The 22,048-nt window shown below is 59.6% G+C and carries 23 protein-coding genes; 16 read left to right on the forward strand and 7 right to left on the reverse strand.

Annotated elements, in window-relative coordinates; genetic code table 11:
* The first annotated feature begins 170 nt into the window (after nt 1-170).
* From PH547_RS05735 to PH547_RS05750, 4 genes are all read left to right on the forward strand, one after another.
* On the forward strand, nt 171-1,052 hold the full coding sequence (locus PH547_RS05735) for an NmrA family NAD(P)-binding protein (protein ID WP_104824025.1): 882 nt from the start codon (nt 171-173) through the stop codon (nt 1,050-1,052).
* A 30-nt stretch (nt 1,053-1,082) separates the two neighbouring features.
* Complete coding sequence (locus PH547_RS05740; protein WP_104824024.1) at nt 1,083-1,457, forward strand: hypothetical protein; 375 nt, start codon at nt 1,083-1,085, stop codon at nt 1,455-1,457.
* A 71-nt stretch (nt 1,458-1,528) separates the two neighbouring features.
* Nucleotides 1,529-2,245, forward strand: coding sequence for an SDR family oxidoreductase (locus PH547_RS05745; protein WP_104824023.1), 717 nt, complete (start codon nt 1,529-1,531; stop codon nt 2,243-2,245).
* A 96-nt stretch (nt 2,246-2,341) separates the two neighbouring features.
* Complete coding sequence (locus PH547_RS05750) at nt 2,342-2,803, forward strand: MarR family winged helix-turn-helix transcriptional regulator (RefSeq protein WP_104824022.1); 462 nt, start codon at nt 2,342-2,344, stop codon at nt 2,801-2,803.
* A 76-nt stretch (nt 2,804-2,879) separates the two neighbouring features.
* Here PH547_RS05750 and PH547_RS05755 read toward each other — a convergent pair whose 3' ends face one another.
* Nucleotides 2,880-3,905, reverse strand: a complete 1,026-nt coding sequence (locus PH547_RS05755; protein WP_104824021.1) for an RluA family pseudouridine synthase — start codon at nt 3,903-3,905, stop codon at nt 2,880-2,882.
* 48 nt (nt 3,906-3,953) lie between these two features.
* On the opposite strand from PH547_RS05755, the gene PH547_RS05760 reads away from it, so the two are divergent.
* Complete coding sequence (locus tag PH547_RS05760; protein ID WP_104824020.1) at nt 3,954-4,331, forward strand: hypothetical protein; 378 nt, start codon at nt 3,954-3,956, stop codon at nt 4,329-4,331.
* A gap of 10 nt (nt 4,332-4,341) precedes the next feature.
* Complete coding sequence (locus PH547_RS05765; RefSeq protein WP_104824019.1) at nt 4,342-5,172, forward strand: TrmH family RNA methyltransferase; 831 nt, start codon at nt 4,342-4,344, stop codon at nt 5,170-5,172.
* Between the two features lie 24 nt (nt 5,173-5,196).
* On the opposite strand, the gene PH547_RS05770 is transcribed toward PH547_RS05765, so the two are convergent.
* Entirely contained in the window at nt 5,197-6,390 is a 1,194-nt protein-coding gene (locus tag PH547_RS05770; protein ID WP_104824018.1) for a hypothetical protein, read from the reverse strand.
* 192 nt (nt 6,391-6,582) lie between these two features.
* A complete protein-coding gene (locus tag PH547_RS05775; RefSeq protein ID WP_245463885.1) occupies nt 6,583-7,194 on the reverse strand; it encodes a DUF1134 domain-containing protein in 612 nt (203 codons plus the stop codon).
* 307 nt (nt 7,195-7,501) lie between these two features.
* Here PH547_RS05775 and chpT point away from each other — a divergent pair, with 307 nt between their 5' ends.
* Entirely contained in the window at nt 7,502-8,149 is a 648-nt protein-coding gene (gene chpT, locus PH547_RS05780; RefSeq protein WP_104824016.1) for a histidine phosphotransferase ChpT, read from the forward strand.
* Between the two features lie 208 nt (nt 8,150-8,357).
* Nucleotides 8,358-8,720: a response regulator gene (locus PH547_RS05785; protein ID WP_104824015.1), complete on the forward strand. Its 363-nt coding sequence runs from the start codon at nt 8,358-8,360 to the stop codon at nt 8,718-8,720.
* 139 nt (nt 8,721-8,859) lie between these two features.
* Here the strand turns inward: PH547_RS05785 and ctrA are convergent, their stop codons facing one another.
* Nucleotides 8,860-9,561 (reverse strand): response regulator transcription factor CtrA, encoded by a 702-nt coding sequence (gene ctrA, locus PH547_RS05790; protein WP_069611718.1) that lies wholly within the window; start codon nt 9,559-9,561, stop codon nt 8,860-8,862.
* A 441-nt stretch (nt 9,562-10,002) separates the two neighbouring features.
* Between ctrA and PH547_RS05795 the strand changes: the two genes are divergently transcribed.
* Nucleotides 10,003-10,359 (forward strand): flagellar export protein FliJ, encoded by a 357-nt coding sequence (locus PH547_RS05795; protein ID WP_104824014.1) that lies wholly within the window; start codon nt 10,003-10,005, stop codon nt 10,357-10,359.
* Between the two features lie 175 nt (nt 10,360-10,534).
* Here PH547_RS05795 and PH547_RS05800 read toward each other — a convergent pair whose 3' ends face one another.
* Nucleotides 10,535-10,816, reverse strand: coding sequence for a GNAT family N-acetyltransferase (locus PH547_RS05800; protein ID WP_104824013.1), 282 nt, complete (start codon nt 10,814-10,816; stop codon nt 10,535-10,537).
* Nucleotides 10,817-11,019: 203 nt separating this feature from the next.
* Here PH547_RS05800 and PH547_RS05805 point away from each other — a divergent pair, with 203 nt between their 5' ends.
* The gene (locus tag PH547_RS05805) at nt 11,020-11,481 is read left to right on the forward strand and encodes a paraquat-inducible protein A (RefSeq protein ID WP_104824012.1); all 462 of its coding nucleotides are present in this window, start codon (nt 11,020-11,022) and stop codon (nt 11,479-11,481) included.
* A gap of 34 nt (nt 11,482-11,515) precedes the next feature.
* Here the strand turns inward: PH547_RS05805 and sciP are convergent, their stop codons facing one another.
* Together sciP and cysQ are read right to left on the reverse strand one after the other, a co-directional pair.
* Nucleotides 11,516-11,791 (reverse strand): CtrA inhibitor SciP, encoded by a 276-nt coding sequence (sciP, locus tag PH547_RS05810; RefSeq protein WP_004107124.1) that lies wholly within the window; start codon nt 11,789-11,791, stop codon nt 11,516-11,518.
* Between the two features lie 229 nt (nt 11,792-12,020).
* A complete protein-coding gene (cysQ, locus tag PH547_RS05815) occupies nt 12,021-12,815 on the reverse strand; it encodes a 3'(2'),5'-bisphosphate nucleotidase CysQ (RefSeq protein WP_283047021.1) in 795 nt (264 codons plus the stop codon).
* 326 nt (nt 12,816-13,141) lie between these two features.
* Here cysQ and PH547_RS05820 point away from each other — a divergent pair, with 326 nt between their 5' ends.
* The 6 genes from PH547_RS05820 to PH547_RS05845 all read left to right on the forward strand — a co-directional run bounded on the left by PH547_RS05820 (nt 13,142) and on the right by PH547_RS05845 (nt 22,045).
* On the forward strand, nt 13,142-14,392 hold the full coding sequence (locus tag PH547_RS05820; protein ID WP_285167754.1) for a sarcosine oxidase subunit beta family protein: 1,251 nt from the start codon (nt 13,142-13,144) through the stop codon (nt 14,390-14,392).
* 13 nt (nt 14,393-14,405) lie between these two features.
* Nucleotides 14,406-14,684, forward strand: coding sequence for a sarcosine oxidase subunit delta (locus PH547_RS05825; RefSeq protein ID WP_285167755.1), 279 nt, complete (start codon nt 14,406-14,408; stop codon nt 14,682-14,684).
* Nucleotides 14,681-17,638, forward strand: a complete 2,958-nt coding sequence (locus PH547_RS05830) for a sarcosine oxidase subunit alpha family protein (RefSeq protein ID WP_285167756.1) — start codon at nt 14,681-14,683, stop codon at nt 17,636-17,638. Before PH547_RS05825 ends, PH547_RS05830 begins: the two co-directional genes overlap by 4 nt.
* A gap of 7 nt (nt 17,639-17,645) precedes the next feature.
* Nucleotides 17,646-18,200 carry a sarcosine oxidase subunit gamma gene (locus PH547_RS05835; protein ID WP_285167757.1) on the forward strand — a complete coding sequence of 185 codons (555 nt, stop codon included), beginning with the start codon at nt 17,646-17,648 and terminating at the stop codon, nt 18,198-18,200.
* Between the two features lie 210 nt (nt 18,201-18,410).
* Entirely contained in the window at nt 18,411-20,837 is a 2,427-nt protein-coding gene (locus PH547_RS05840; RefSeq protein ID WP_285167758.1) for a GcvT family protein, read from the forward strand.
* Nucleotides 20,838-21,142: 305 nt separating this feature from the next.
* The gene (locus PH547_RS05845) at nt 21,143-22,045 is read left to right on the forward strand and encodes a branched-chain amino acid ABC transporter permease (RefSeq protein WP_104824005.1); all 903 of its coding nucleotides are present in this window, start codon (nt 21,143-21,145) and stop codon (nt 22,043-22,045) included.
* The last annotated feature ends 3 nt before the right edge of the window (nt 22,046-22,048 follow it).

Genomic DNA, 22,048 nt, shown 5'->3' on the forward strand with positions numbered 1-22,048 from the left:
GAAGGGGCCCGCGTCCAGTCGCGCATTTGTGGAGCTCGGTAGCAGTCTTTTCTTTCGATCCATCAGGGCGAGCCATGCATACGAATAAAAATACTTGAATATAAGAGCATATGCTCCTATATCGACCTAATTAAGAGCATATGCTCTCATTTAACGACAGAGAAGCGATCATGAGCGAAGCTGAGATACTTGTAACCGGTGCGACGGGACGGACTGGAGGCGCCGCCATCGGCGAACTCTTGAAGATAGGCAAGAGCGTGCGTGCCTATATGCGCTCGTACGACGAGCGGGCAGCGGCGCTGAGGCAGCGCGGTGTCGATATAGCCGTTGGAGATTTCACCGACATCGATCACATTCGGGCGGCCATGGAAGGCATCCGGTCGGCGTATTTTCTTCACCCGATCGCACCAGGCATCCTTGGCGCTGCGACCTATTTCGCACAGGCTGCAAAGGAAGCGGGTGTTAGCGCGATCGTCAACATGTCGCAGATTTCGGCGCGCCGAGAGGCGGTAAGCCATGCGGCGCAGGACCATTGGATCTCGGAGCGGGTCTTCGACTGGTCAGGCGTTTCGACGACGCATCTTCGCCCTACGTTTTTTGCGGACTGGCTCGCTTATCCCCATTTCGCAAAGGAAATCTGGGCGACGAAGAAGATCTCGTTCCCCTTCGAGAACGGGCGGCATGCGCCTATCGCCTCCGATGATCAGGGCCGGGTGATCGCCCATGTCCTGGCTAATCCGAAGGGCCACGAAGGCAAGATCTATCCGCTCCACGGTCCAGTCGAGATGGACTACACAGAAATCGCTGCCGTCGTGAGCGACGTGCTTGGCGCGAAGATCGAATATGCGCCGTCCTCGATAGAGGCGTTCAAGGATAGGATAGAAAATTTCTACAAGTTCCCGCCGTTCCTTGTGCAGCACCTCGTCGAAGTCGCCCAGAACTATCGTGACGGCATCTTCTCGGGCACTAACGATTTGGTCGAGGCGATTACCGGAACGCCGGCGCTCTCGGTCCAGCAGTTCGTCTCCAACAATCGCGCCGCCTTCGCGTGAATGCCGCGAAGACAAATCGGGGATTTTACAATGTCACATGCTCAAGAAGAACGTCATCCCTTTCTGGACGATCTGACCGCCGACGCGGAGCTTACCAGCTCCGTGTTGCGAGGTTCCGTCATCGGACGCGACGAAATCAGGCTCGCCGTGAACGCCGTCGGAACTTTCTATGCATCACAGACGCCGACGTTCCTTCAGACCGTCGGCTCCCGGCTCTTCCTTGAATATGAGGCCGTTCTGACGAACGGAGAGAAGCTGACCGCCGTCGTGGTCGTCGATCGCGCCTCCGACGGTTCGGTACCGCGGGTCAGCGTGCGGATGAGTCCGCTCGGCGCTGTTCTGTCGCTCGGCGCCCATTTGCGCGGGGCGCTCTCCGGGCAGTTGCCCGAAGAGCTTTTTCTTTGAACCCAACCGACCGCCGGGCCAGCGACAGAGATCGTTTGCCCCGAGGTGCTGCCCCAGAAAGGAAATTCGTTATGGACGTCGCCAACAACACAGTCTTCATCACCGGTGCCAATCGCGGTCTGGGCCTGGCATTTGCACGCGAGGCGCTCCGCCGCGGAGCATCGAAGGTCTATGCAGGCATGCGCAACACGAGCGGCTTCGATGAGCCGGGCATCGTTCCGGTCAGGATCGATGTCACGGATAAGGCATCGATTGCTGCAGCGGCAGAACTGGCAGCGGATACCACGCTATTGATCAACAATGCGGGGATCGCCGCCCTGATCGACGGGCCTCTGGCAGACGATGTCGAAGCGCAGTCGCAACGTCTTTTCGATACCAACTATTATGGTGTGGTGCGCGTCTCGCAGGCCTTCGAGCAGATCCTTTCAGCCAAGCCCCATGCCGCCATCATCAACGTGCTGTCCGACATCGTCTGGCTTCCACGGCCCTATCTGACATCTTATGCCGCTTCCAAGGCGGCGGCATGGAGCTATACGAACCAGCTTCGCTTCCATCTTCGCGATAGCGGCATCGAGGTCCTTGGCTTGCATGTCGGATTCGTGGATACCGATCTGACCAACGGCATCGATGTGCCGAAGGCGAGCCCAGGGGACGTGGTGCGCCAAACCTATGACGCGCTCGCCGCTGGCAAGAGCGAGATCATGGCCGATCAGGGCACTGCGTTACTGAAGAGCACGCTTGCGGCCGACGTGCCCGGCTATATCACTCCGCCGGAAGGGGTATTCTAACTTCGGCGGTGGCAGAAGTTGCTGTGGAGCGCGGAGATTCTTCGGCTTCGCGCCTGCGGCGCTTTGGTTAGGAATGGGATTCGAAAGGAACATAGAATGCTGTCGGCCAACCAACCACTCGGAATCGATCAGTGCAACTGCTCCGCCATGAGAAAGGCGAGCCGACAGATCACGCGGTTTTATGATGATCATCTTGAGCCGGTCGGGCTGCGCATCACGCAGTTTCTGATTCTGGCGGCTCTCGGGGAGGCTGGCGGCGCCACGGTCAACGTTCTCGCCGAACGGCTCGATATCGAGCGGACGGCGATGGGAAAGATGGTCGGATTCCTGGAGCGAGATGGGTTTGTTACCATCAAGCCGTCTCCCGCAGACGGAAGGGTTCGTGTCGTTGAACTCACCAAGGAGGGTCGCCTCCTGCACAAGAGGGCCGAGCCTCTCTGGGAGAGGGCTCAGCAAGAATTCGAGCAATTGAACGGGGCCGCAAACGTCGCAACTCTGCGCCGGGGACTGAGAGAAATCGCCGTCGGCGATTCTGCGAAGGTCTCACCCGAAGACTAAAGCTTCGGACTGATTACTGGGCAGGGGCCAATCACCAATCTGCTGTTGGCCCCTTCAAGCAATTCGGAGGCGCTTCTCAAGCACGCAACACTGCCACCAGTTCTTCCATATCATCCGGCAGCGGCGCTTCGAAGTGCATGACTTCGCCGGTGCGAGGGTGTTCGAATTGCAGGAGATAGGCGTGGAGCGCCTGACGGGGGAAGCGATTGACGACCTGCTTGGCGGCATCCGGCAGCAGGTTGGCCTTGGTCTTGAAGCCGCCGCCATAGACGGCGTCGCCGAGCAGGGGATGGCCGATATGGGCCATGTGAACGCGGATCTGGTGGGTGCGGCCGGTTTCGAGGTGGCAGTCGACCAAGGAGGCGAGGGCGGTGGCGTCCGGAGCCTCGTGAAAACGTTCAATCACTTCATAATGCGTGATCGCCTCGTCGGCATCCTGATTGTTCGGGCGCTTGACAGCGCGGCGGGTACGGTCGCCGGTGGAGCGGCCAAGCGGCGCGTCGATGGTGCCGATCAGTTGCCGGGGGCGGCCCCAGACGATCGCCTGATAGGCGCGTTCCAGCGACCGCGTGCGGCCGTGGTCGGCGAATTGCAGGGACAGGTGGCGGTGGGCGATATCGTTCTTGGCGACGACCATGACGCCGGTGGTGTCCTTGTCCAGCCGATGGACGATGCCCGGCCGGCGCACACCGCCAATACCAGAGAGACTTTCGCCGCAATGATGGATCAGCGCGTTGACCAGCGTGCCCGTCCAGTTGCCGGCGGCGGGGTGAACGACGAGGCCGGCGGGCTTGGAGATGACAATGACGTCGTCATCCTCGTAAAGCACATCAAGCGGAATGTCTTCGCCGAGTGGCGTCGGGTCTTCGGGCTCGGGCAGGGTGATCTCGTAGGTATCGCCAGGGCGCACCTTGCGTTTGGCATCGGTAACCGGGGTCCCGTTGAGCAGGACGGCGCTATCCTTGATCAAGGCCTGGATGCGGCTGCGGGAAAATTCCTCGCCGACCTGCGCAGTCAGCCATGCATCGAGGCGGCCTTCGGCTGTTTCATCGGCGGTTAGGACTTTTCTAATGCCCGCGGCTTCTTTAAAGGGGTCGCTCAAACGCATTCTCCGGCGCACTGGGCGCTCTCTAGGAAATAGGACGCATCGATGACGAATCTCGAGCCAGACGATCAAGAGGAAAAGCCCCTCGATCCGGCCCTGGAAAATGTCCGACGCAAGATGGTTCGCCTGCAGATCGTCTCGGTCGCCATCATGGTGGTGAGCCTTATGGCGGTGTTCGGCGCCGTTGTCTACAAGACGATGCGGCCTGCACCGAAGGCAGCGGGTCAAGCCGCCTCGAATATTCCCGCCGACGCACCCGTTGCGGTGAGCGCAGCGCTGCCGCAGGGCTTTACCGTGCTGTCCACGGCACTCTCCGGAAACCAGGTGCTGTTTTATGGCACGCTCGCCAGCGGCCAGCGCCAGGCCGTTGTTTTCGACTACGGTATCGGCCGCATCGTCGCGACCATATCGCTTTCCAACTGACGGTTTCGCGATGACGGGCGACCGGTTGATCGAGATCACCCATCCCGACGATCCGCGCATCGCCGAATTCCGTAATATCCGCGAGCGTGATCTCGTGGGCCGCGAGAACCGCTTCATTGCCGAGGGCACGGTGGTGCTGCGGCTTCTTGCCGAGGCGCATGCGGCTCAAGGAGACTTCGTCGGCGAAAAAGTGCTGCTGTTGCGCAACCGCGCCGCGGGATTGGAAGAAATCATCGCCGCCTTTCCGCCTGACGTGCCAGTCTATGTTGCGGAGGCTTCGGTGCTGGACGGCATTGTCGGTTTCCATCTGCATCGCGGCGTGCTGGCGCTCGGCCGGCGCAGGGCGGAGCCGGATATCGGCGCCTTTTTAGACCGCTTGCCGGAGCGGGCGCTCGTCCTTGTGGGCTGCGGCATTTCCAATCACGATAATGTCGGTTCAATGTTCCGCAATGCTGCCGCCTTCGGGGCAGATGCGGTGCTGCTCGACGAAACTTGCTGCGATCCGTTGTATCGCAAGGCGCTGCGCGTCTCGGTCGGCTCGGCGCTGACGGTGCCCTATTGCCGTCAATTGAGCGATGTCGATCTGCTGACCGCGCTGGCGGAGCGCGGCTTTGCCATCTGGAGCCTTTCTCCGCGCGGCAACACCGATATCCGCGCCGTTCCGCCGGCCGATAGGATGGCGCTGGTGGTCGGCACCGAAGGGGCGGGGTTGCCGCAGAAAATTCTGTCGACCTTTGGCAGCCTGCGGATACCGCAGGCGCCGAGCCTCGACAGCCTGAACGTGGCAACGGCGAGCGGCATCGCACTCTTCGCCATGGCGTCGTTGACTAAACGCGTCTGAAATTTCCGTCTTTGTAGAGAGCACTTATTGCTGCTTGGGCAGCAGGGCCGCGGCGCGGTCGGCAAGGCTGATACGCGCGCCTTGCTCGGCGGCGCTCGTCTCCTTCGGCAGGAGATCGAAGATCGGCGATTTTTCGCCCTCTTTGAGGGCGGTCATTGCCACCATGTTGGCGGCGATGTTGGCGATCTCTTCCCGCATGGCCTGATCATGCGAGGGCGAGCGCGATTTGAGCAGGCGGTCGGAAAGGGCCGCAGCACGGTTGCGCACTTCCTCCGTCATTTGAGCGATATCGTCTTCCACGTTGCGCTCCGGTTCTGCTGCGTTGGTATCATGATCGGCAATATCCACGATCCTCGGTTTGGTCGAGGGCTTCGAGCCGTTCATCGGCTTGGCTTGAGGGGCAAGACCCGCGGCCTGCAGCGCGCGGCCGGCTTCCTCCGCCTCGGCATGGGCCGTTTCCAGTTTTTCCTTCAAGCGGGCCACGTCCTGAACGTGGCGTTCGATAGCGGTTTCCTTGTCGGCATTGCCCGCGATCTCGCGATCCAGCCGCTCCTCGAGGTGCTGGGCTTTGTCGCTTTCCTGACCCAGGCGTAATTCTGCATCCTTAGCGCGGAGACTTGCAAGGTTCAGATCCTGGCGCAGCGTGTCGCGCTCGTCCCGCAGCGTTTTGATGCGAAACTTCAGGCTCTCGATCTCGGTCTCGCGAGTTGCCAGATCGATCTTCAGATTGTCCGCGTCGGCGGCCATTTTCGTCATCCGCTTGCGCAAGCCGTCGATATCGGCATCCTTCTCCGCGCCGACTTGTTCAGCCGTATGAATACCGGATTTGAGCTGGCTGATATAGCTTTCCTCGCGGCGCAGGCGAGAGCGCAGTTCACCGGCTTCGACTTCGAGATCGTCGATCCGGGTTCGCAATTCGCTGTTTTCAGAGGCGAAGCGGCCGGCCTCCTGCTGGAGCTTGCCGTTGTGAATCTGCAGGGCGACGCTCTTATCGCGCTCCTGCGTCAGCGCCTGCTCGGTCCTGGCGTTTTCGGCCGCGAAAAGGGCGCGCGCCATGTCCTTCTGCGCGCGTACTTCTTGCGGGCTCAGCGGCATGGTCGCTTTCAGCCGCTTTTCCGTGAACCAGACGATGCGGCGGTGCACTGCGGGCGCGATAAGGAAGACCAGAAAGGCGGCGGTCAGAAAGCCCAATCCAAACAGTAGAGCGAATTCAATCACGGCGCAGCCAGCATCTAAGAGGTGTTTTCAATCTCAATAAAGTGATTAAGCAAATGATTAAGCATGAGGCCGGCGCGCGGGCAAGCATTTAAATCGGATATGGTTTACCGGCGTATCGGGAGTTCGCGACAAGAAAAGGCCCGCGAACTGCGCGGGCCAGGCGGCGAAATATGGGGGAATATCGCCAAAAGATCAGAAGGGATTCCAGGTCGGGTTCGGCGTGACCTTGAGGTAGCCGAGGTTGACGCCGAGACGAGCGCCGAGGCCGGTGCGGATCGGCACCAGCACGATGTCGTTGTTCTTCAGCACGGTCATTCCGACGCCGGCGACAACGAAGGCCTGCCCGCTGACGCCGCCAAAGCGGGTGTAGACGCTGTTGATGTTCGGCAGGTCATAGACCAGCATCATGACGCGGGTGCCCTGGCCGCCGTAGTCGAGGCCAAGCGACGGGCCCTGCCAATAGAGCGGGTGCTCGCCGGCGTTCTTGGTGTTGAGCTGGCCTTCGCCATAGGTCAGCCCTGCGATGAAGGCGCCGGAGCCTTCCTGCCCGAGGATATAGCCGTTCGGCAGGCCGTATTGCTGAAAGGCCCGCTCGACTACCTTTGCGAGGCCGCCGCTGGTCGAGCCGAAGAAGGAATGGCCGGCGTCGACGATTTCCTGCATCGAATATTGGTTGTTGGCCGCAGCCGCCGCCTGACGAACCGGCAGCGCGAAGCTTACGAACGCAACGATGGCTAAGATCAAGCCGAGGCCGACCGTTCTCGAGCCGAGGCTGGGCATTCTCTTCAGGAGTTGATAGCGCATGACATTCATCCGTTCATCATGGTCGGTGCAATCGGGAACGGATGCGCCGCGCATTCGCACGAACGCGCCAAGTACACCTCGCCCCTCAGTCCAGACCGTTCCGCCCATGTTCGGCATCGCGAATCGTGCGCGAAAGGGTCTGGTGGTGATGAATGCATTTTGCGGCGATCATCTTAACAATCGGTTTACCAAATATGGTGTCTTTATGGCGTGCGGTACGCCCGCCTGCGGCAATCCTCGGGCAATCTTGCCGTGGCAACGTAGAATCATACTGCGTTCCGCCTTGTCAGCATTCAGGAGACAATGAATGTCGAAGAATCCGAACCTCACCTTGACCGGACCGGATCTGGCCGCGCTGCTATGCAGCCGCGTTTGCCATGATGTGATCTCTCCGGTCGGTGCGATCAATAACGGTCTGGAGCTGCTCGATGAGGGCGGTGCCGATGCCGATGCGATGGAGTTGATCCGCACCAGCGCTCTCAACGCGTCTGTTCGCCTCAAATTCGCACGCCTCGCCTTCGGTGCGTCCGGCTCGGTCGGCGCCTCGATCGATACGGGCGAAGCCGAGCGTGCCGCCAAGGATTTCGCCGCTGCCGAAAAGAAGACAGAGGTCAGTTGGATCGGCCCGCGCGCCATTGTTGCCAAGAACCGCGTGAAGCTGCTGCTCAATCTCTTCCTGGTCGCTTACGGCTCGATTCCGCGCGGCGGCAATATCGAGGTGACGCTGGAAAATCCAGATCTCGACGCCAAGTTCACGATTATTGCCAAGGGCCGGATGATGCGCGTGCCGCCGAAATTCGCGGAGATTTGCTCGGGTGCATTGGAAGAAGCGGTCGATGCCCATTCCATCCAGCCCTACTACACCGTGCTTCTGGCGGACGAGAGCGGCATGGAACTCTCCTACAACGCCACGCCGGAGGAGCTTACTTTCAGCGCTTCCATGCGCAGCGAATAAACGCCGGTCGCACGATTTATACCGATAATCCCGCCACCGGACGTCCGGCGGCGGGATTATCTTTAGGTGTATCGTCGTTCCTGCGCATTCTTTTGGTTGTCGGCACAATTATGAACACAACGGTAACGATTCCTTAGCCTCGTGCGCCTATCGTCCCAATTTGATGATGGCGCCAGACAGATGGCGACCGGGCGCGAAGGAGTTGGTGATGCAGCGATTCATGATTACGGACGCGTCGGATGTCGTGCGTAAGGTCGGCAAGCGGATTCTCTCCGAACTCGATTTTCTCGTCAGTGAAGCCGCCGATGCCCGTGAAGCGCTGACGCGGTGCCAGGCTGAACTCCCGGACTACCTGATCGTCGACGCCGGCATGGAAGGCGCTCTCGATCTCATCGCCAGTATCCGCGCCATGCCGAACGGCAAAGAGGTCAAGATCTATTACTGCGTCGTCGAGGCGGATTTGCGCAAGCTGATGGCCGGTAAACGCGCCGGCGCCACCGATTTCCTGCTGAAGCCTTTCGATCGCAAGATACTGACGGCGGTTTTCGGTAATCGAGCCATCGCAGCCTGATCTTTATCCCATAGACTGTTGAATGCGTCTGGGCCGCCTGTTTGGGCGGCCTTTGTTTTTGATGTTTGAAAATGCAACACAAAAAATCCCGCCTGAAGAGGCGGGATTTTATGTATCGGCGGTGATCGGGGAGGGCGTCTTAGGCGCTTTCGGCGAAATCGCTGCTGTCGGGCTCGCGCAGCACATAGCCACGGCCCCAGACGGTTTCGATATAGTTGGCGCCGCCGGCGGCGTTGGCGAGCTTCTTGCGCAGCTTGCAGATGAAGACGTCAATGATCTTCAGTTCCGGCTCGTCCATGCCGCCATAGAGGTGGTTAAGGAACATTTCCTTGGTGAGCGTGGTGCCCTTGCGGAGCGAAAGCAGCTCCAGCATCTGGTATTCCTTGCCGGTCAGGTGCACGCGCTGGCCGCCGACTTCGACGGTCTTGGCGTCGAGATTGACGATCAGTTCGCCAGTCATGATCACCGACTGGGCGTGGCCCTTGGAACGGCGGACGATGGCGTGGATGCGGGCGACCAGCTCGTCCTTGTGGAAAGGCTTGGTCATGTAGTCGTCGGCACCGAAGCCGAGACCGCGAACCTTGTCTTCAATGCCGGCCATGCCGGAGAGGATGAGGATCGGTGTCTTGACCTTGGACAGTCGCAGCGTGCGAAGCACTTCGTAGCCGGACATGTCGGGAAGGTTAAGATCGAGAAGAATGATGTCGTAGTCGTAGAGCTTGCCGAGATCGACGCCTTCTTCACCGAGATCGGTGGTGTAAACGTTGAAACTTTCGGATTTGAGCATCAGTTCGATGCTCTGCGCTGTCGCGCTATCGTCTTCAATAAGTAGAACCCGCATAATTATCCCCTTTACCGCCGCCGAAAGGTCGTCAGCCCCCTTACGCGATACCGATCAAATCACTGCCTGATTTGGAAGCTGCCACGGAATGGTTAACAAATTCTGATTCACTCTGGCAAGACGTATCGAATTTATTAAATAATTTTTCCATTGCACTGTTTTCCAATGACAATCAGCAAATATCTTTCCTAAAGTGTTGCATTAAGAAGACACGCCAAGTGATTCATTCGACTCGCCAATGTCAACATCTCGAATTCTGAGCGCGACATTTACTGACCCTTAAATGATCGTCCCTATCATTAACGATGCCCGTAAACGAAAGGTTACCAGCGGTAGGTTTTTATTAAGATCGCTGGAAATTTTTTTAACCAAGCCGTTTCAAAGCGGTGCGGCGGGTCAAAATATCGAGAGCCGGGGTCTCGCATCACGGGAGTAATGCGTATGAAGTCACGTGAGAGCCTAACGCGCCTGAAGGAGTTTCAGGTGAACGAAAAACGCCGTCAACTGCAGCAACTGCAGATGATGATGGCGGAATTCGACCGTATGACAAAGGATCTGGAGAGCCAGATCGTGCTGGAAGAGAAAAAGTCCGGCATTTCCGATCCGAACCACTTTGCCTACCCGACCTTTGCCAAAGCCGCACGGCAGCGCGCGGACAACTTGCAGGTGTCGATCCGGGAATTGCAGGTGCAGGAAGAGGCGCTGGAAACATCGCTGGAAGAAATGCAGGCCGAATATGCCAAGGCCGCAGCGCTGGAAGAGCGCGACGGTTCGGGGCCGGTGAGGGCACGCGCCTAATTAACTATTCCGTCGCCATTTCTTGATCTTCGCATCGGACCGATGTTCGGGATTATGCGAGAAGCGGCGGAAGCGGCTCGAAAGCCGTGCATGACTGGCCATGGTGGGTGGCCGGCCATGCACGGCTTTTGGTGTTTTCAAATGAAGATGCTCGATTATCTCCAGCGCGGTGGGGCTACATATTCACCACATCGCGCCATTCCTCATGACGCTGGGCTTGCGCTTTGAAAAATGGGCAAAGTGGAATGATCTTCCAGCCGCCATTGCGGGCCTCTTCGACGGCATGAAGGGCGAGCGCCTGGCCGACGCCCTTGCCGCGAAGTGCATCCGGGACGGCGGTATGATCGATGATGATCAGCTTGGGAGAGGCGCGGGAAAAGGTCATCTCGGCCTCATGGCCTTCGATCGTTGCAGCGTAGCGTCCACCCGATGCGTTGTCTTCGTTGCGGATGTCCATGATTGTCCTCGGATTTCAAATATTTTTGGATCGACGTCGGTTAACGTCTCTTGTCTCAGATCGATGCTAACAAACCTGTCGCCGGTGGCAAGCAGCGCTCGCGGACAGCGTCCACCGTTCGAAAAACGGTTTGGATTTCCGATCTTCTGCGCTATGCGGCTGTGATAAGGGTGATGCAGCCATTTGGGAGGTTTCCGGCACCGATGCGCAATCTGCAAGCCGTGCTTCTGGTCACTGTCCCGTTCCTGCTGGCCTTTGGCCTCGTATTGCCGCTGGTTCGTTTCGAAAAGCTTTATTTCTTCAGCGACACGCCGTCCCTGCTCGGCATCATCGCTTCTCTTTGGGGAGCGGAAAACTATCTTCTCGCCACTATCGTGGCGCTCGTCTCGGTGGCGCTGCCAATCTTGAAGACCGTGAGCCTGGCAATTGAAGCGATGGGGACGCGGAGAAAAAGCGAACGCGGGTTTTTCTTCGAGCATATCGTGCCGCAACTGGCGCGCTGGTCGATGGCGGACGTGCTGCTGGTGGCGATCGTCATCGCCGCCGCCAAAACCAGCGGGCTTGCGACTGCATTTACGCAGCCGGGCCTCTGGTTCTATGCGGGTTCTACCATGATTTCGGGCCTTCTTCATATCCTGTTGAGGAAGGAAAAAGGCCCGAACTGAAGATCAAACGAATGTCGCGTCTGTATGGCAGCCGTCAGTGACGATACTGCTGTATGCGGGTCGTCCGGAGGCCGGCGAGGCCATGGGTATTGATGGACGACTGCCAGGAGAGGAATTCTTCCACAGTGAGCGTATAACGCTCGCAAGCTTCTTCCAAGCTCAGCAAACCACCGCGTACCGCGGCGACAACCTCGGCCTTACGACGGATAACCCAGCGGCGCGTGTTCGGCGGCGGCAGGTCGGCAATCGTAAGCGGGCTGCCATCGGGGCCGATGACATACTTCACTCGGGGACGTATCATTTCGGTCATTGGACTCTCTACACATACTCAAGACCACGGGAGCCACTCTAACTTGCCACATTTAAAAATTGCCTAAGCGCTTGGTAACACTTTGATAATAATTTTAGGGAAAGCCGGAGCGAGCTGATTTGCGCGATGATGGCGACGCAGAAAATCCGGCAATCCGCTGTTATCGCAGCGGAAAAGCCGGTTGTTGTATGAGTTTTCGTCAGTGAAAACTTACGCTTTTGATATGATGTTAGGCGTGGGCGAGGCTTTTCCCGCCGCCCCAGCAGATGAAATTGGGGTTGGCGAAATCGCTGTCATCGCTCTGATCGGTCTTGCCGTAAGAAAGCGGGCGGCCATCGAGCGTAAGGGTTGAGCCGCCTGCGGCGCGCAATACTGCATCACCGGCCGCGGTGTCCCATTCCATCGTGCGCGTGAAGCGCGGATAGACGTCGGCCTTGCCTTCGGCGAGGAGGCAGAATTTCAGTGAAGAGCCGATCGACGTGCAGGCGGTGACGGCATTTTCTGCCAGGAAACTATCCGTCTTCGGGCTGCTGTTGCAGCGGCTGGCAAGCGCCAGCAAATGCTCGGGGCGTGCGCGCACCGCGATTGCGGAACGGTCGGCAACGGTGAACTGGTCGGTGATGGCGAGCTTGCGCGCCTTGCCGGCCTCGCCGGTGAAGGCTATGCCGAGCGCCGGCGCAAAGACGATACCGGTGACCGGGACGCCGTTCTGAATATAGGCGATATTGACGGTGAACTCGTCGCGATGCTCGATGAATTCGCGCGTGCCGTCCAGCGGATCGACCAGGAAGAAGGGGCGGCCGCGGACGTCGGGAATATTGCCGGCAGCGACCGATTCCTCGGCAATTGCGGGAATGTCCGGAAAGTCGCGCGTCAGATGTTCGAGAATAATGTGCTCGGCGCGTTCATCGGCAATCGTGACGGGACTCATATCCTGCTTCAAAGCGACGGCATAACCGGCACGGTAGACCTCCAATATGGCCTTACCCGCCTCAAGGGCCGCTTTTTCAAATGTCGCGAGCATTCGCCTGCCGTCTTTCCGCAGCTCGTCCGTGGTTCGAGCTTAGAGATACAATAATTAAGAAGCCTTCACCGTAAAGTTTAGACCCCGCGCCAATCACGTTTTCACCGCCTAGCGCTTGGATCGTTATTCCGCAACGGAACTTCGCATCCATGCGCCGTTGTCAGCAACATCTCCGCTACCCCCGTGTTCTTTGAGATACAGTGCCTCGCTTTGCTGCGCATTCGGGAAAGAACATGTTCTGTTTGCGAAGGTTTTCCGCCCTTTCCGGACTTGTCGTTTTTATTGCTTATGCGAATGTGTGGCCGCGTAGAGACCGGGATTCATACATGCGTTATTCGGCATATCAGGTTCTGAAGCAGGCGCTTTCAGGAAACCGTCATTGGAAGCCTGTCTGGCGAACTCCGGAGCCGAAACCGCATTATGACGTCATCATCGTCGGCGGTGGCGGGCATGGGCTGGCGACGGCCTACTATCTCGCCAAGGAGTTCGGCATCACCAATATCGCGGTGCTGGAAAAGAACTATCTTGGCTCCGGCAATGTGGGCCGCAACACCACGATCATCCGCTCCAATTATCTCCTGCTCGGCAACGAGCCGTTCTACGAATTCTCGATGCGGCTTTGGGAAGGGCTGGAGCAGGATTTCAATTACAATGCCATGGTCTCCCAACGCGGCATCATCAATCTCTTCCACTCCGATGGGCAACGCGACGCTTATGCCCGGCGCGGAAATGCCATGCGCATGCACGGGGTCGATGCGGAACTGCTGAACCGCGATCAGGTCCGCAAGATGATGCCCTATCTCAATTTCGAACATGCGCGCTTTCCGATCCTTGGCGGGCTGCTTCAGGCGCGCGGCGGTACGGCGCGGCACGATGCCGTCGCCTGGGGTTATGCGCGTGGTGCCGACAGTCGTGGTGTCGATCTCATCCAGCAATGCGAGGTGATCGGCATCCGCCGCGAAGGTGGTGCCGTGACCGGTGTCGAGACCACGCGCGGCTTCATCGGCTGCAACAAGCTGGCGCTGGCGGCGGCCGGCCATACCTCGATCCTCGGGCGCATGGCGGATCTGGAACTGCCGATCGAAACCCACGTGCTGCAGGCGTTCGTCACGGAGGGGCTGAAGCCGGTGATCGATCACGTCATCACCTACGGTGCCGGCCATTTCTATATATCGCAGTCGGACAAGGGCGGTTTGGTCTTCGGGGCCGATCTCGATTATTACAGCTCCTATGCCCAGCGCGGCAATCTCGCCACCGTCGAACATACGATGGAGGAGGGGGTGTCGCTGATCCCAGGCCTGTCGCGTGTCCGTGTGCTGCGGAGCTGGGGTGGGGTGATGGATATGAGCATGGACGGCTCACCGATCATCGACCGCACGCCGATCGACAATCTCTATCTGAACTGCGGCTGGAACTATGGCGGCTTCAAAGCGACGCCAGCCTCCGGCTTCTGCTTCGCGCACCTGATCGCCAAGGGCGAAAGCCATGAGGTCAGCCGCCTCCTGCGCCTCGATCGCTTCGAGCGCGGTTTTGCGATCGACGAAGGCGGCAAGGGTCCGCAGCCGAATCTGCATTGAGGGCACGAAACCAATGGCAAGCCTGATCACCTGCCCGCATTGCGGCACGCGCCCGAAAGAAGAGTTCACCATTCGGGGTTCTGCATCCGCCACCCGCCCGGCTCCATCCGCCCCGGATGAAGACTGGCATCGCTATGTCTATATCCGCGACAACGAGCGCGGGCGCATTCTCGAATATTGGCATCATGCGGCTGGTTGCCGCCGCTGGCTGATCGTCGATCGCAGCAATGTCACCCATGAGGTCTTCTCCGTCACCGATGCAGCGGACAAGGCGCGGGAGGCGGCGCAATGACGGCCTATCGTCTTTCCTCTGGCGGCCTCGTCAACCGCAGCCGACCGCTTTCGTTCAAGTTCGATGGCAGGGATATGAAGGGGATGGAGGGTGATACGCTCGCCGCCGCGCTTCTTGCCAACGATCAGTTGCTCGTCGGCCGCAGCTTCAAATATCACCGTCCGCGCGGCATCCTGACGGCTGGCTCCGCCGAGCCAAACGCGCTGGTGACGATCGGCAGGGACGGACGCACGGAGCCGAATACGCGCGCCACCGTCGTCGAGCTCTATCAGGGCATGACCGCTGTCAGCCAGAACCGCTGGCCGTCGCTGAAATATGACATTGCCTCGATCAACGGCCTGTTCTCGCCTTTCCTCAGCGCGGGCTTCTACTACAAGACCTTCATGTGGCCGGCGGCTTTTTGGGAGAAGCTCTATGAGCCGCTGATCCGCCGCGCCGCCGGTCTCGGCAAGGCGGCGATGCGGGCTGATCCCGATCGCTATGAGAAGGCCTGGGCGCATTGTGATCTGCTGGTGATCGGCTCCGGCCCGGCCGGGCTGATGGCGGCGCTAACGGCGGCGCGCGCGGGGCTCCGCATCATTCTTGCAGACGAAGGATTTCGTCTGGGCGGATCGCTGCTGTCGGAGAGATTGTCGATCGGCGGCGCCTCCGCGGATGCCTTCGTGCATACGGCGCTCGACGAACTCCAGAGCTTCGAGAATGTCACTTTGATGCCGCGCACCACGGTGTTCGGCTGGTATGACGACAATGTCTTTGGCGCGGTCGAAAAAGTGCAGAAGCATGTGGCGATGCCTTCGCCCGATCTGCCGGCCGAGCGTCTTTGGCGTATCGCCGCCAAACGCGCCATCCTCGCCACCGGTGCGGAAGAGCGACCGCTGGTATTCGGCGGCAATGACAGGCCAGGCGTCATGATGGCCGGCGCGATGCGCAGCTATCTCAATCGATATGGCGTCGTGGCGGGGCAGAAGGTGGCGGTGTTCACCAATGGCGGGTCCGGCTATCGCACGGCGCTGGATCTCGCGGCCGAAGGCGTCGAGATAGCGGCCATCATCGATACGCGCAGTACTTCTTCCGATCCTGCGCCTCTGGGCGTTCGCATCATTCACGCCGGCACCGTGCAGGCCACGAAGGGCCGGCATCGTATCAGCGGGGTGATTGCCGATCGTGGCGGCCTGGACGAGGTTATTGCGTGTGACGCGCTTGCCATGTCCGGCGGTTGGTCGCCGATCATTCATCTTGCCTGTCAGCGCGGCGCAAAGCCTGTGTGGTCGGAGGAAAAACAGGGCTTCATAGCGCCGACGGTCGGCGGCGAAATGGAGATTGCCGGATCGGCTGCAGGCATCGACAGTGTTTCGGGCTGTCTTGCCGATGGCGCGGAAAAGGCGCGGTTGATTATTGAAAGCCTGGGGCGCACCGCACATGAGGCGGAGATACCGGAGGTCGAAGGCGATTACGATCCGTCCTTTGCAGCCATCTGGCATGTGCCGGGCGCCAAGGACAAGGCCTTCGTCGACTTCCAGAACGACGTCCATGCGAAAGACCTGGGCCTGGCCCTGCGCGAAGGCTATGGTCACGCGGAGCACGCCAAGCGCTATACGACGAGCGGCATGGCGACGGATCAGGGCAAGCTTGGCAATGTCAATGCCGCCGGCCTCATCGCCGGCATGCGCGGCGTCAGCCCCGCTGCTGTCGGCACGACGACCTTCCGGCCTTTCTATACGCCCGTCTCCTTCGGCGCCCTGGCGGGTACGGCGCGCGACAAGCATGCGCAGCCGGTGCGGGAATCGCCACTTCATGGCTGGGCGAAGAAGAATGGCGCGACATTCGTCGAAGCCGGCCTTTGGTTTCGCTCGGCTTGGTTTGCACGCGCAGGCGAGAAAACCTGGCGCGACAGCGTCGACCACGAGGTGCTGAACGTCCGCAACAATGTCGGTCTTTGCGACGTCTCGACGCTCGGCAAGATCGAAGTGTTCGGCAAGGATGCGGCGGAGTTTCTCAACCGGATCTATTCCAACGCCTTCTTGAAACTGCCGATCGGCAAGGCACGCTATGGGCTGATGCTGCGCGAGGACGGCATGGTGTTCGACGACGGGACGACGAGCCGACTGTCACCGAATCATTTCTTCCTCACCACGACGACCGCGATGGCCGGCGAGGTGATGGCGCATATGGAATTCTGCGCCCAGACCCTATGGCCACAGCTCGACGTCCGTTTCGTCTCCTCGTCGGATCAATGGGCGCAGATGGCAATTGCCGGTCCGAGGGCGCGTGAGGTTCTGGAACAGATTGTCGAGGACGATATTTCCGACGCGTTCTTCCCATTCCTCGCCGCCGCAGAGGTGATGTTGAAAGGCGGTCTGAAGGCCAGACTGTTCCGCATCTCCTTTTCCGGCGAACTGGCCTATGAGCTCGCCGTTCCCGCCGGCTATGGCGAGGCGGTGGCGGATGCGATCATGGAGGCGGGCAAGGCGCACGGTATCTGCGCTTACGGGGTCGAGGCGCTGAATGTGCTCCGCATCGAGAAAGGACATGTCACCCATAACGAACTGGATGGCCGCACCACGCCGGATGATGTCGGGCTCGGCCGGATGATGGCGACGCAGAAGCCGGATTTCATCGGCAAGCGGCTTTCGACCCGCTTCGGCCTGACCGCTGCCGATCGTGTTCAGCTTGTCGGGCTGAAGCCGGTCGATGCCACCAAGGAAATCCGGGCAGGTGCGCACCTGCTGAGGGAAGGTGCCAAGCCTTCGACGGCGAATGATCAGGGCCATGTTTCTTCCGCCTGCTTCTCCCCGGTTCTCGGCCATTTTATCGCATTGGCCTTCCTGAAATCCGGGCGCGAGCGGATCGGTGAACATGTGATCGTCTGGGATGGGTTGCGTGGCGAGGAAGTGGTTGCCGAGGTCTGCAATCCGGTCTTCGTCGATCCCGCCAACAAGAAGCTTTTGGGATGAGGGATCGATGAGCGTCGCATATCAAAACCGGCACGTGCTGGAAGATCACATCTCCGGTTTCGAGGCTGAGCCCAATCCAAACCATCTTGCCGTCATCCGCCGCCCCGCCATATTCTCCGTGCTCGCCCATGCCAGCCAGGAGGCCTGGACGTTGGCGGCGTTGAAGGCGATGCCGGATATTTCCGTGCGCCATGCGGGGCCGGGCGAGTGGCTGTTGGTATCGGACGTGCTGGGGGCTGAGAGCCTGGCGCGTGACCTCGCCATGTTGGATGCCGGCCGCATCTCCTTCTTCGAACAGAGCGACGGCCGTGTAGTGCTGCGCCTTTCGGGGCCGAGTGTCCGGCGCATTCTGGCAAAATGCGTCGCCGTCGACTTGCATTCGCAGGTATTTGCCGAGGGGCAATCGGCCAACATGCTCATCTGCCACGTCAGCGCCAACCTCGCCCACACCGGTCCTGACCATTTCGAGATCATCGTTCCCCGCTCCTATGCCGGCAGTGTCTTCGAGGAGTTGATGGAGATGGGACGGGAATTCGCGCTGACGGCGGGATTTGGCGATTGAGCACATGAGCCGGAAAAGCGCAAAGCGATTTCCGGTTTGTGCTAGGAAGAAATGGCGCGATCCGAACAATTGCGATGGCGCAAACAGACAGATCGGTTTCGCAGTTCGGGCTATTTGGCCTTCTGGATAGTCTCTAGGCTGCCCTGCAAATACGGCCGGTCGGCTGGGAAAATTCCCGCCGACTTCGCGCCGAACACAGGGGATTTTTAGATGAAAAGCCATGTCAGGGTCGTCGTCATCGGCGGCGGGGTCGTCGGATGTTCAGTGCTTTATCACCTGACGAAATTCGGCTGGACGGACGTCGTGCTGCTCGAGCGCTCGGAGCTGACATCGGGTTCGACCTGGCATGCGGCCGGCGGCATGCACACGATCAATGGCGACCCTAACGTTGCCAAGCTGCAGAAATACACGGTCGAGCTCTATAAGGAGATCCAGGATTATTCCGGCCAGGATATCGGCCTGCACATGACATCAGGCCTGATGCTGGCGGCAACGCCGCAGCGCTTCGACTGGCTGAAATCGATCCTCGCCAAGGGCCGGTATAACGGCCTGGAGGCGACGTTGCTGACGCCGAAGGAAGCGCATGCAATGATGCCGCTCCTCGATCCCGACCAATTCGTCGGCGCACTCTACGATCCCGTCGAAGGTCACCTCGACCCCTATGGCACCACCCATGCCTATGCCCGCTCGGCAAAGAAGAACGGTGCTGAGATTTACCTGCACACCAAGGTCGAGGAGCTGGTGCAGCGCGAGGACGGCTCGTGGCGGGTGATTACCAATCAGGGCGAGATCGTTGCCGAGCATGTCGTCAATGCCGCCGGTCTCTGGGCACGCGAGGTCGGACGGATGGTCGGGCTGGAGCTGCCGGTGCTCGCCATGGAGCACATGTACTTGATTACCGAGGACATGCCGGAAGTCGCGGACTTCAACAAGGCGACTGGCAAGGAGCTGATGCACTGCGTCGATTTCGACGGCGAGATCTATCTGCGCCAGGAGCGGCAGGGCATGCTGATGGGCACATACGAAAAGGCCTGCCGCCCCTGGTCGCCGGTGACGACGCCCTGGGATTTCGGCCATGAGTTGCTGGCCGAGGATATCGAGCGCATCACGCCGGAGCTGGAAGTCGGCTTCCGCCATTTCCCCGCCTTCAACAATGCCGGCATCAAGAAGATCATCAACGGCCCATTCACCTTCTCGCCCGACGGAAATCCGCTGGTCGGACCGGTGCGGGGGCTGACGAACTACTGGTCGGCTTGCGCGGTCATGGCCGGTTTCAGCCAGGGCGGCGGCGTGGGGCTGGCGCTCGCCAACTGGATGATCCATGGCGACCCCGGCTTCGACGTCTTCGCCATGGACGTCTCACGTTACGGCGACTACGCGACGCTTGCGTATACCAACGCCAAGGTGCGCGAGAACTATGCGCGGCGCTTCTCCATCCGCTATCCCAACGAGGAATTGCCGGCGGCGCGGCCGCTGCTGACGACGCCGATCTACGATAAGCTTAAGGCTGCGGGCGGCGTCTTCGGCGCGTCCTACGGGCTGGAGCAGGCGCTGTGGTTCGCACCCGCGGGCGAAATGGACGAGTTCTCCTGGCGGCGCTCCAACGATTTCGATGTGGTGGCGAAGGAAGCGAAGGCGGTGCGCGACAGCGTCGGCCTGATGGAAACCTCCGGTTTTGCCAAATATTCGGTTAGGGGACCGGGCGCGGAAGCCTTTCTCGACGGGCTGCTCGCCTGCCGTATTCCAGCCGTCGGCCGCATGACGCTGGCGCCGATGCTGAAGCATGACGGCAAGCTGATCGGGGACTTCACACTCGCCAAACTGGGCGAGGGGGATTTCCTCGTCATAGGCTCCGGCGTTGCCGAAGCCTATCATATGCGCTGGTTCGAAAGCCATCTGCCGAAGGATGGATCGGTGGAGCTGAAAGCGCTCGGCCTGTCGCTGCTTGGACTTTCGATCGCCGGACCGAATGCGCGCAAGCTCCTGGAAAAGCTGACGCATCAGGATGTTTCCGCTGCCGCGTTCCCCTTCATGTCCATTCGCCGAATGGATCTCGGCATGGCGCCTGCCATCGTCGGCCGCGTCTCCTACACCGGCGATCTCGGTTATGAGATCTGGATGAAGCCGGAATATCAGCGCTACCTCTTCGATCTCCTGATGGAGGCCGGCGCCGAATTCGGCATTACGCTTTTCGGCCTCAGGGCATTGAACGCCCTGCGCCTCGACAAGTCCTACGGCAGTTGGGCGCGCGAATACCGTCCGCTCTATGGGCCGCTGGAAGCCGGGCTCGGCCGGTTCGTTGCGCTCTTCAAGGAGGCTGATTTCATCGGCAAATCAGCGGCGGCCAAGGAGAAGGTGGAGGGTGGAGCCTTGCGGCTACGCTCCTTTATTCTCGCGGCTGACGATGCCGATGTCATTGGTGATGAGCCGATCTATCACAACGGCGCCGTCTGTGGCTGGGTGACCTCGGGCGGTTATGCGCATGCCTCCGGTGTCTCGGTTGCCGTCGGTTATGTGCCGAAAGAGATTGCCGACGAAACGCAGGGATGGTCGATCGAACTGCTCGGCGACATATTGCCAGCGACATTGCAGCCGCAACCTTTGTTTGATGCCGATGGTGCGCGCATGCGCTCGTAAGCGTCGGGCTCGGAAGGAAGGGAACGGGCTTTTCGGGAGCCCGTTTCTGAAGAGATTTTTTTCAGCGAACCAAGTATGCGGATTGTCTGGCTATTTTTGAGCCAGAGAATGCCGTTTTTCTATTTTTTGTGGCTCGAATTGCGTCATTGCGCGAAGATTTGAAAAGATTTTGTCAATTTCCTGCCTTTTTGGCTTCACATTTCCTTCGAAAACAGTATGGAATCGCCCCTACGGGCCCTCTCAAAGGAAAACCCTAACCAATAAGAGATGCGGTCGACGAACTGCGCATCCAGGGGAAATGACATATGGATTATTTTATCCAGCAGCTCCTTAACGGGCTGACTCTCGGGTCTATCTACGGCCTGATCGCCATTGGCTATACCATGGTTTACGGCATCATCGGCATGATCAACTTTGCCCATGGCGACGTGTTTATGCTTGGTGGCTTCGCCGCTCTTATCACCTACCTGGTTCTCGTATCGCTCGTCGCCGGCCTGCCGGTGGCGATCATGCTCCTGGTGATGCTCATCGTCGCCATGCTGATGACGAGCCTGTGGAATTGGGTGATCGAGCGTATCGCTTACCGGCCTCTGCGCGGTTCGTTCCGTCTGGCGCCGCTGATCACCGCAATCGGCATGTCGATCGTGCTGTCGAACTTCATCCAGGTCGCACAGGGCCCGCGCAACAAGCCGATCCCGACGCTGGTGGGTGATGTCTACAATATCGGTGGCGTATCGCTGTCGCTGAAGCAGATCATCATCTTCATCTGCACGGTCGTTCTCCTCGCGGCATTCTGGTATCTGGTCAACAAGACCGCGCTTGGCCGCGCCCAGCGCGCCACCGAGCAGGATCGCAAGATGGCGGCGCTGCTCGGTATCAATGTCGACCGCACCATTTCCGTCACCTTCATCATGGGCGCGGCGCTCGCCGCTGTCGCCGGCACGATGTACCTGATGTATTATGGCGTCGCCAACTTTACCGATGGCTTCGTCCCCGGTGTCAAGGCGTTCACCGCTGCCGTTCTCGGAGGCATCGGCTCGTTGCCGGGTGCCGTTCTCGGCGGACTGATGATTGGTTTCATCGAGTCGTTCTGGTCGGGCAATTTCGCTATCGCGTACAAGGATGTCGCGACCTACGGCATCTTGGCCTACGTGTTGATCTTCAAGCCGACGGGTATTCTCGGACGGCCGGAAGTCGAGAAGGTATAACGC

It is taken from the genome of Rhizobium cerradonense (assembly GCF_030182455.1).
Classification (GTDB): domain Bacteria; phylum Pseudomonadota; class Alphaproteobacteria; order Rhizobiales; family Rhizobiaceae; genus Rhizobium.

Coding starts and splice junctions, on each gene's coding strand:
- PH547_RS05750 (WP_104824022.1), top strand. CDS start 2,342: ATGCTGTCGGCCAACCAACCACTCGGAATCGATCAGTGCAACTGCTCC.
- PH547_RS05740 (WP_104824024.1), top strand. CDS start 1,083: ATGTCACATGCTCAAGAAGAACGTCATCCCTTTCTGGACGATCTGACC.
- PH547_RS05795 (WP_104824014.1), top strand. CDS start 10,003: ATGAAGTCACGTGAGAGCCTAACGCGCCTGAAGGAGTTTCAGGTGAAC.
- PH547_RS05735 (WP_104824025.1), top strand. CDS start 171: ATGAGCGAAGCTGAGATACTTGTAACCGGTGCGACGGGACGGACTGGA.
- cysQ (WP_283047021.1), bottom strand. CDS start 12,815: ATGCTCGCGACATTTGAAAAAGCGGCCCTTGAGGCGGGTAAGGCCATA.
- chpT (WP_104824016.1), top strand. CDS start 7,502: ATGTCGAAGAATCCGAACCTCACCTTGACCGGACCGGATCTGGCCGCG.
- PH547_RS05760 (WP_104824020.1), top strand. CDS start 3,954: ATGACGAATCTCGAGCCAGACGATCAAGAGGAAAAGCCCCTCGATCCG.
- PH547_RS05835 (WP_285167757.1), top strand. CDS start 17,646: ATGAGCGTCGCATATCAAAACCGGCACGTGCTGGAAGATCACATCTCC.
- PH547_RS05825 (WP_285167755.1), top strand. CDS start 14,406: ATGGCAAGCCTGATCACCTGCCCGCATTGCGGCACGCGCCCGAAAGAA.
- PH547_RS05765 (WP_104824019.1), top strand. CDS start 4,342: ATGACGGGCGACCGGTTGATCGAGATCACCCATCCCGACGATCCGCGC.
- ctrA (WP_069611718.1), bottom strand. CDS start 9,561: ATGCGGGTTCTACTTATTGAAGACGATAGCGCGACAGCGCAGAGCATC.
- PH547_RS05805 (WP_104824012.1), top strand. CDS start 11,020: ATGCGCAATCTGCAAGCCGTGCTTCTGGTCACTGTCCCGTTCCTGCTG.
- sciP (WP_004107124.1), bottom strand. CDS start 11,791: ATGACCGAAATGATACGTCCCCGAGTGAAGTATGTCATCGGCCCCGAT.
- PH547_RS05830 (WP_285167756.1), top strand. CDS start 14,681: ATGACGGCCTATCGTCTTTCCTCTGGCGGCCTCGTCAACCGCAGCCGA.
- PH547_RS05785 (WP_104824015.1), top strand. CDS start 8,358: ATGCAGCGATTCATGATTACGGACGCGTCGGATGTCGTGCGTAAGGTC.
- PH547_RS05845 (WP_104824005.1), top strand. CDS start 21,143: ATGGATTATTTTATCCAGCAGCTCCTTAACGGGCTGACTCTCGGGTCT.
- PH547_RS05820 (WP_285167754.1), top strand. CDS start 13,142: ATGCGTTATTCGGCATATCAGGTTCTGAAGCAGGCGCTTTCAGGAAAC.
- PH547_RS05800 (WP_104824013.1), bottom strand. CDS start 10,816: ATGGACATCCGCAACGAAGACAACGCATCGGGTGGACGCTACGCTGCA.
- PH547_RS05775 (WP_245463885.1), bottom strand. CDS start 7,194: ATGCGCTATCAACTCCTGAAGAGAATGCCCAGCCTCGGCTCGAGAACG.
- PH547_RS05745 (WP_104824023.1), top strand. CDS start 1,529: ATGGACGTCGCCAACAACACAGTCTTCATCACCGGTGCCAATCGCGGT.
- PH547_RS05840 (WP_285167758.1), top strand. CDS start 18,411: ATGAAAAGCCATGTCAGGGTCGTCGTCATCGGCGGCGGGGTCGTCGGA.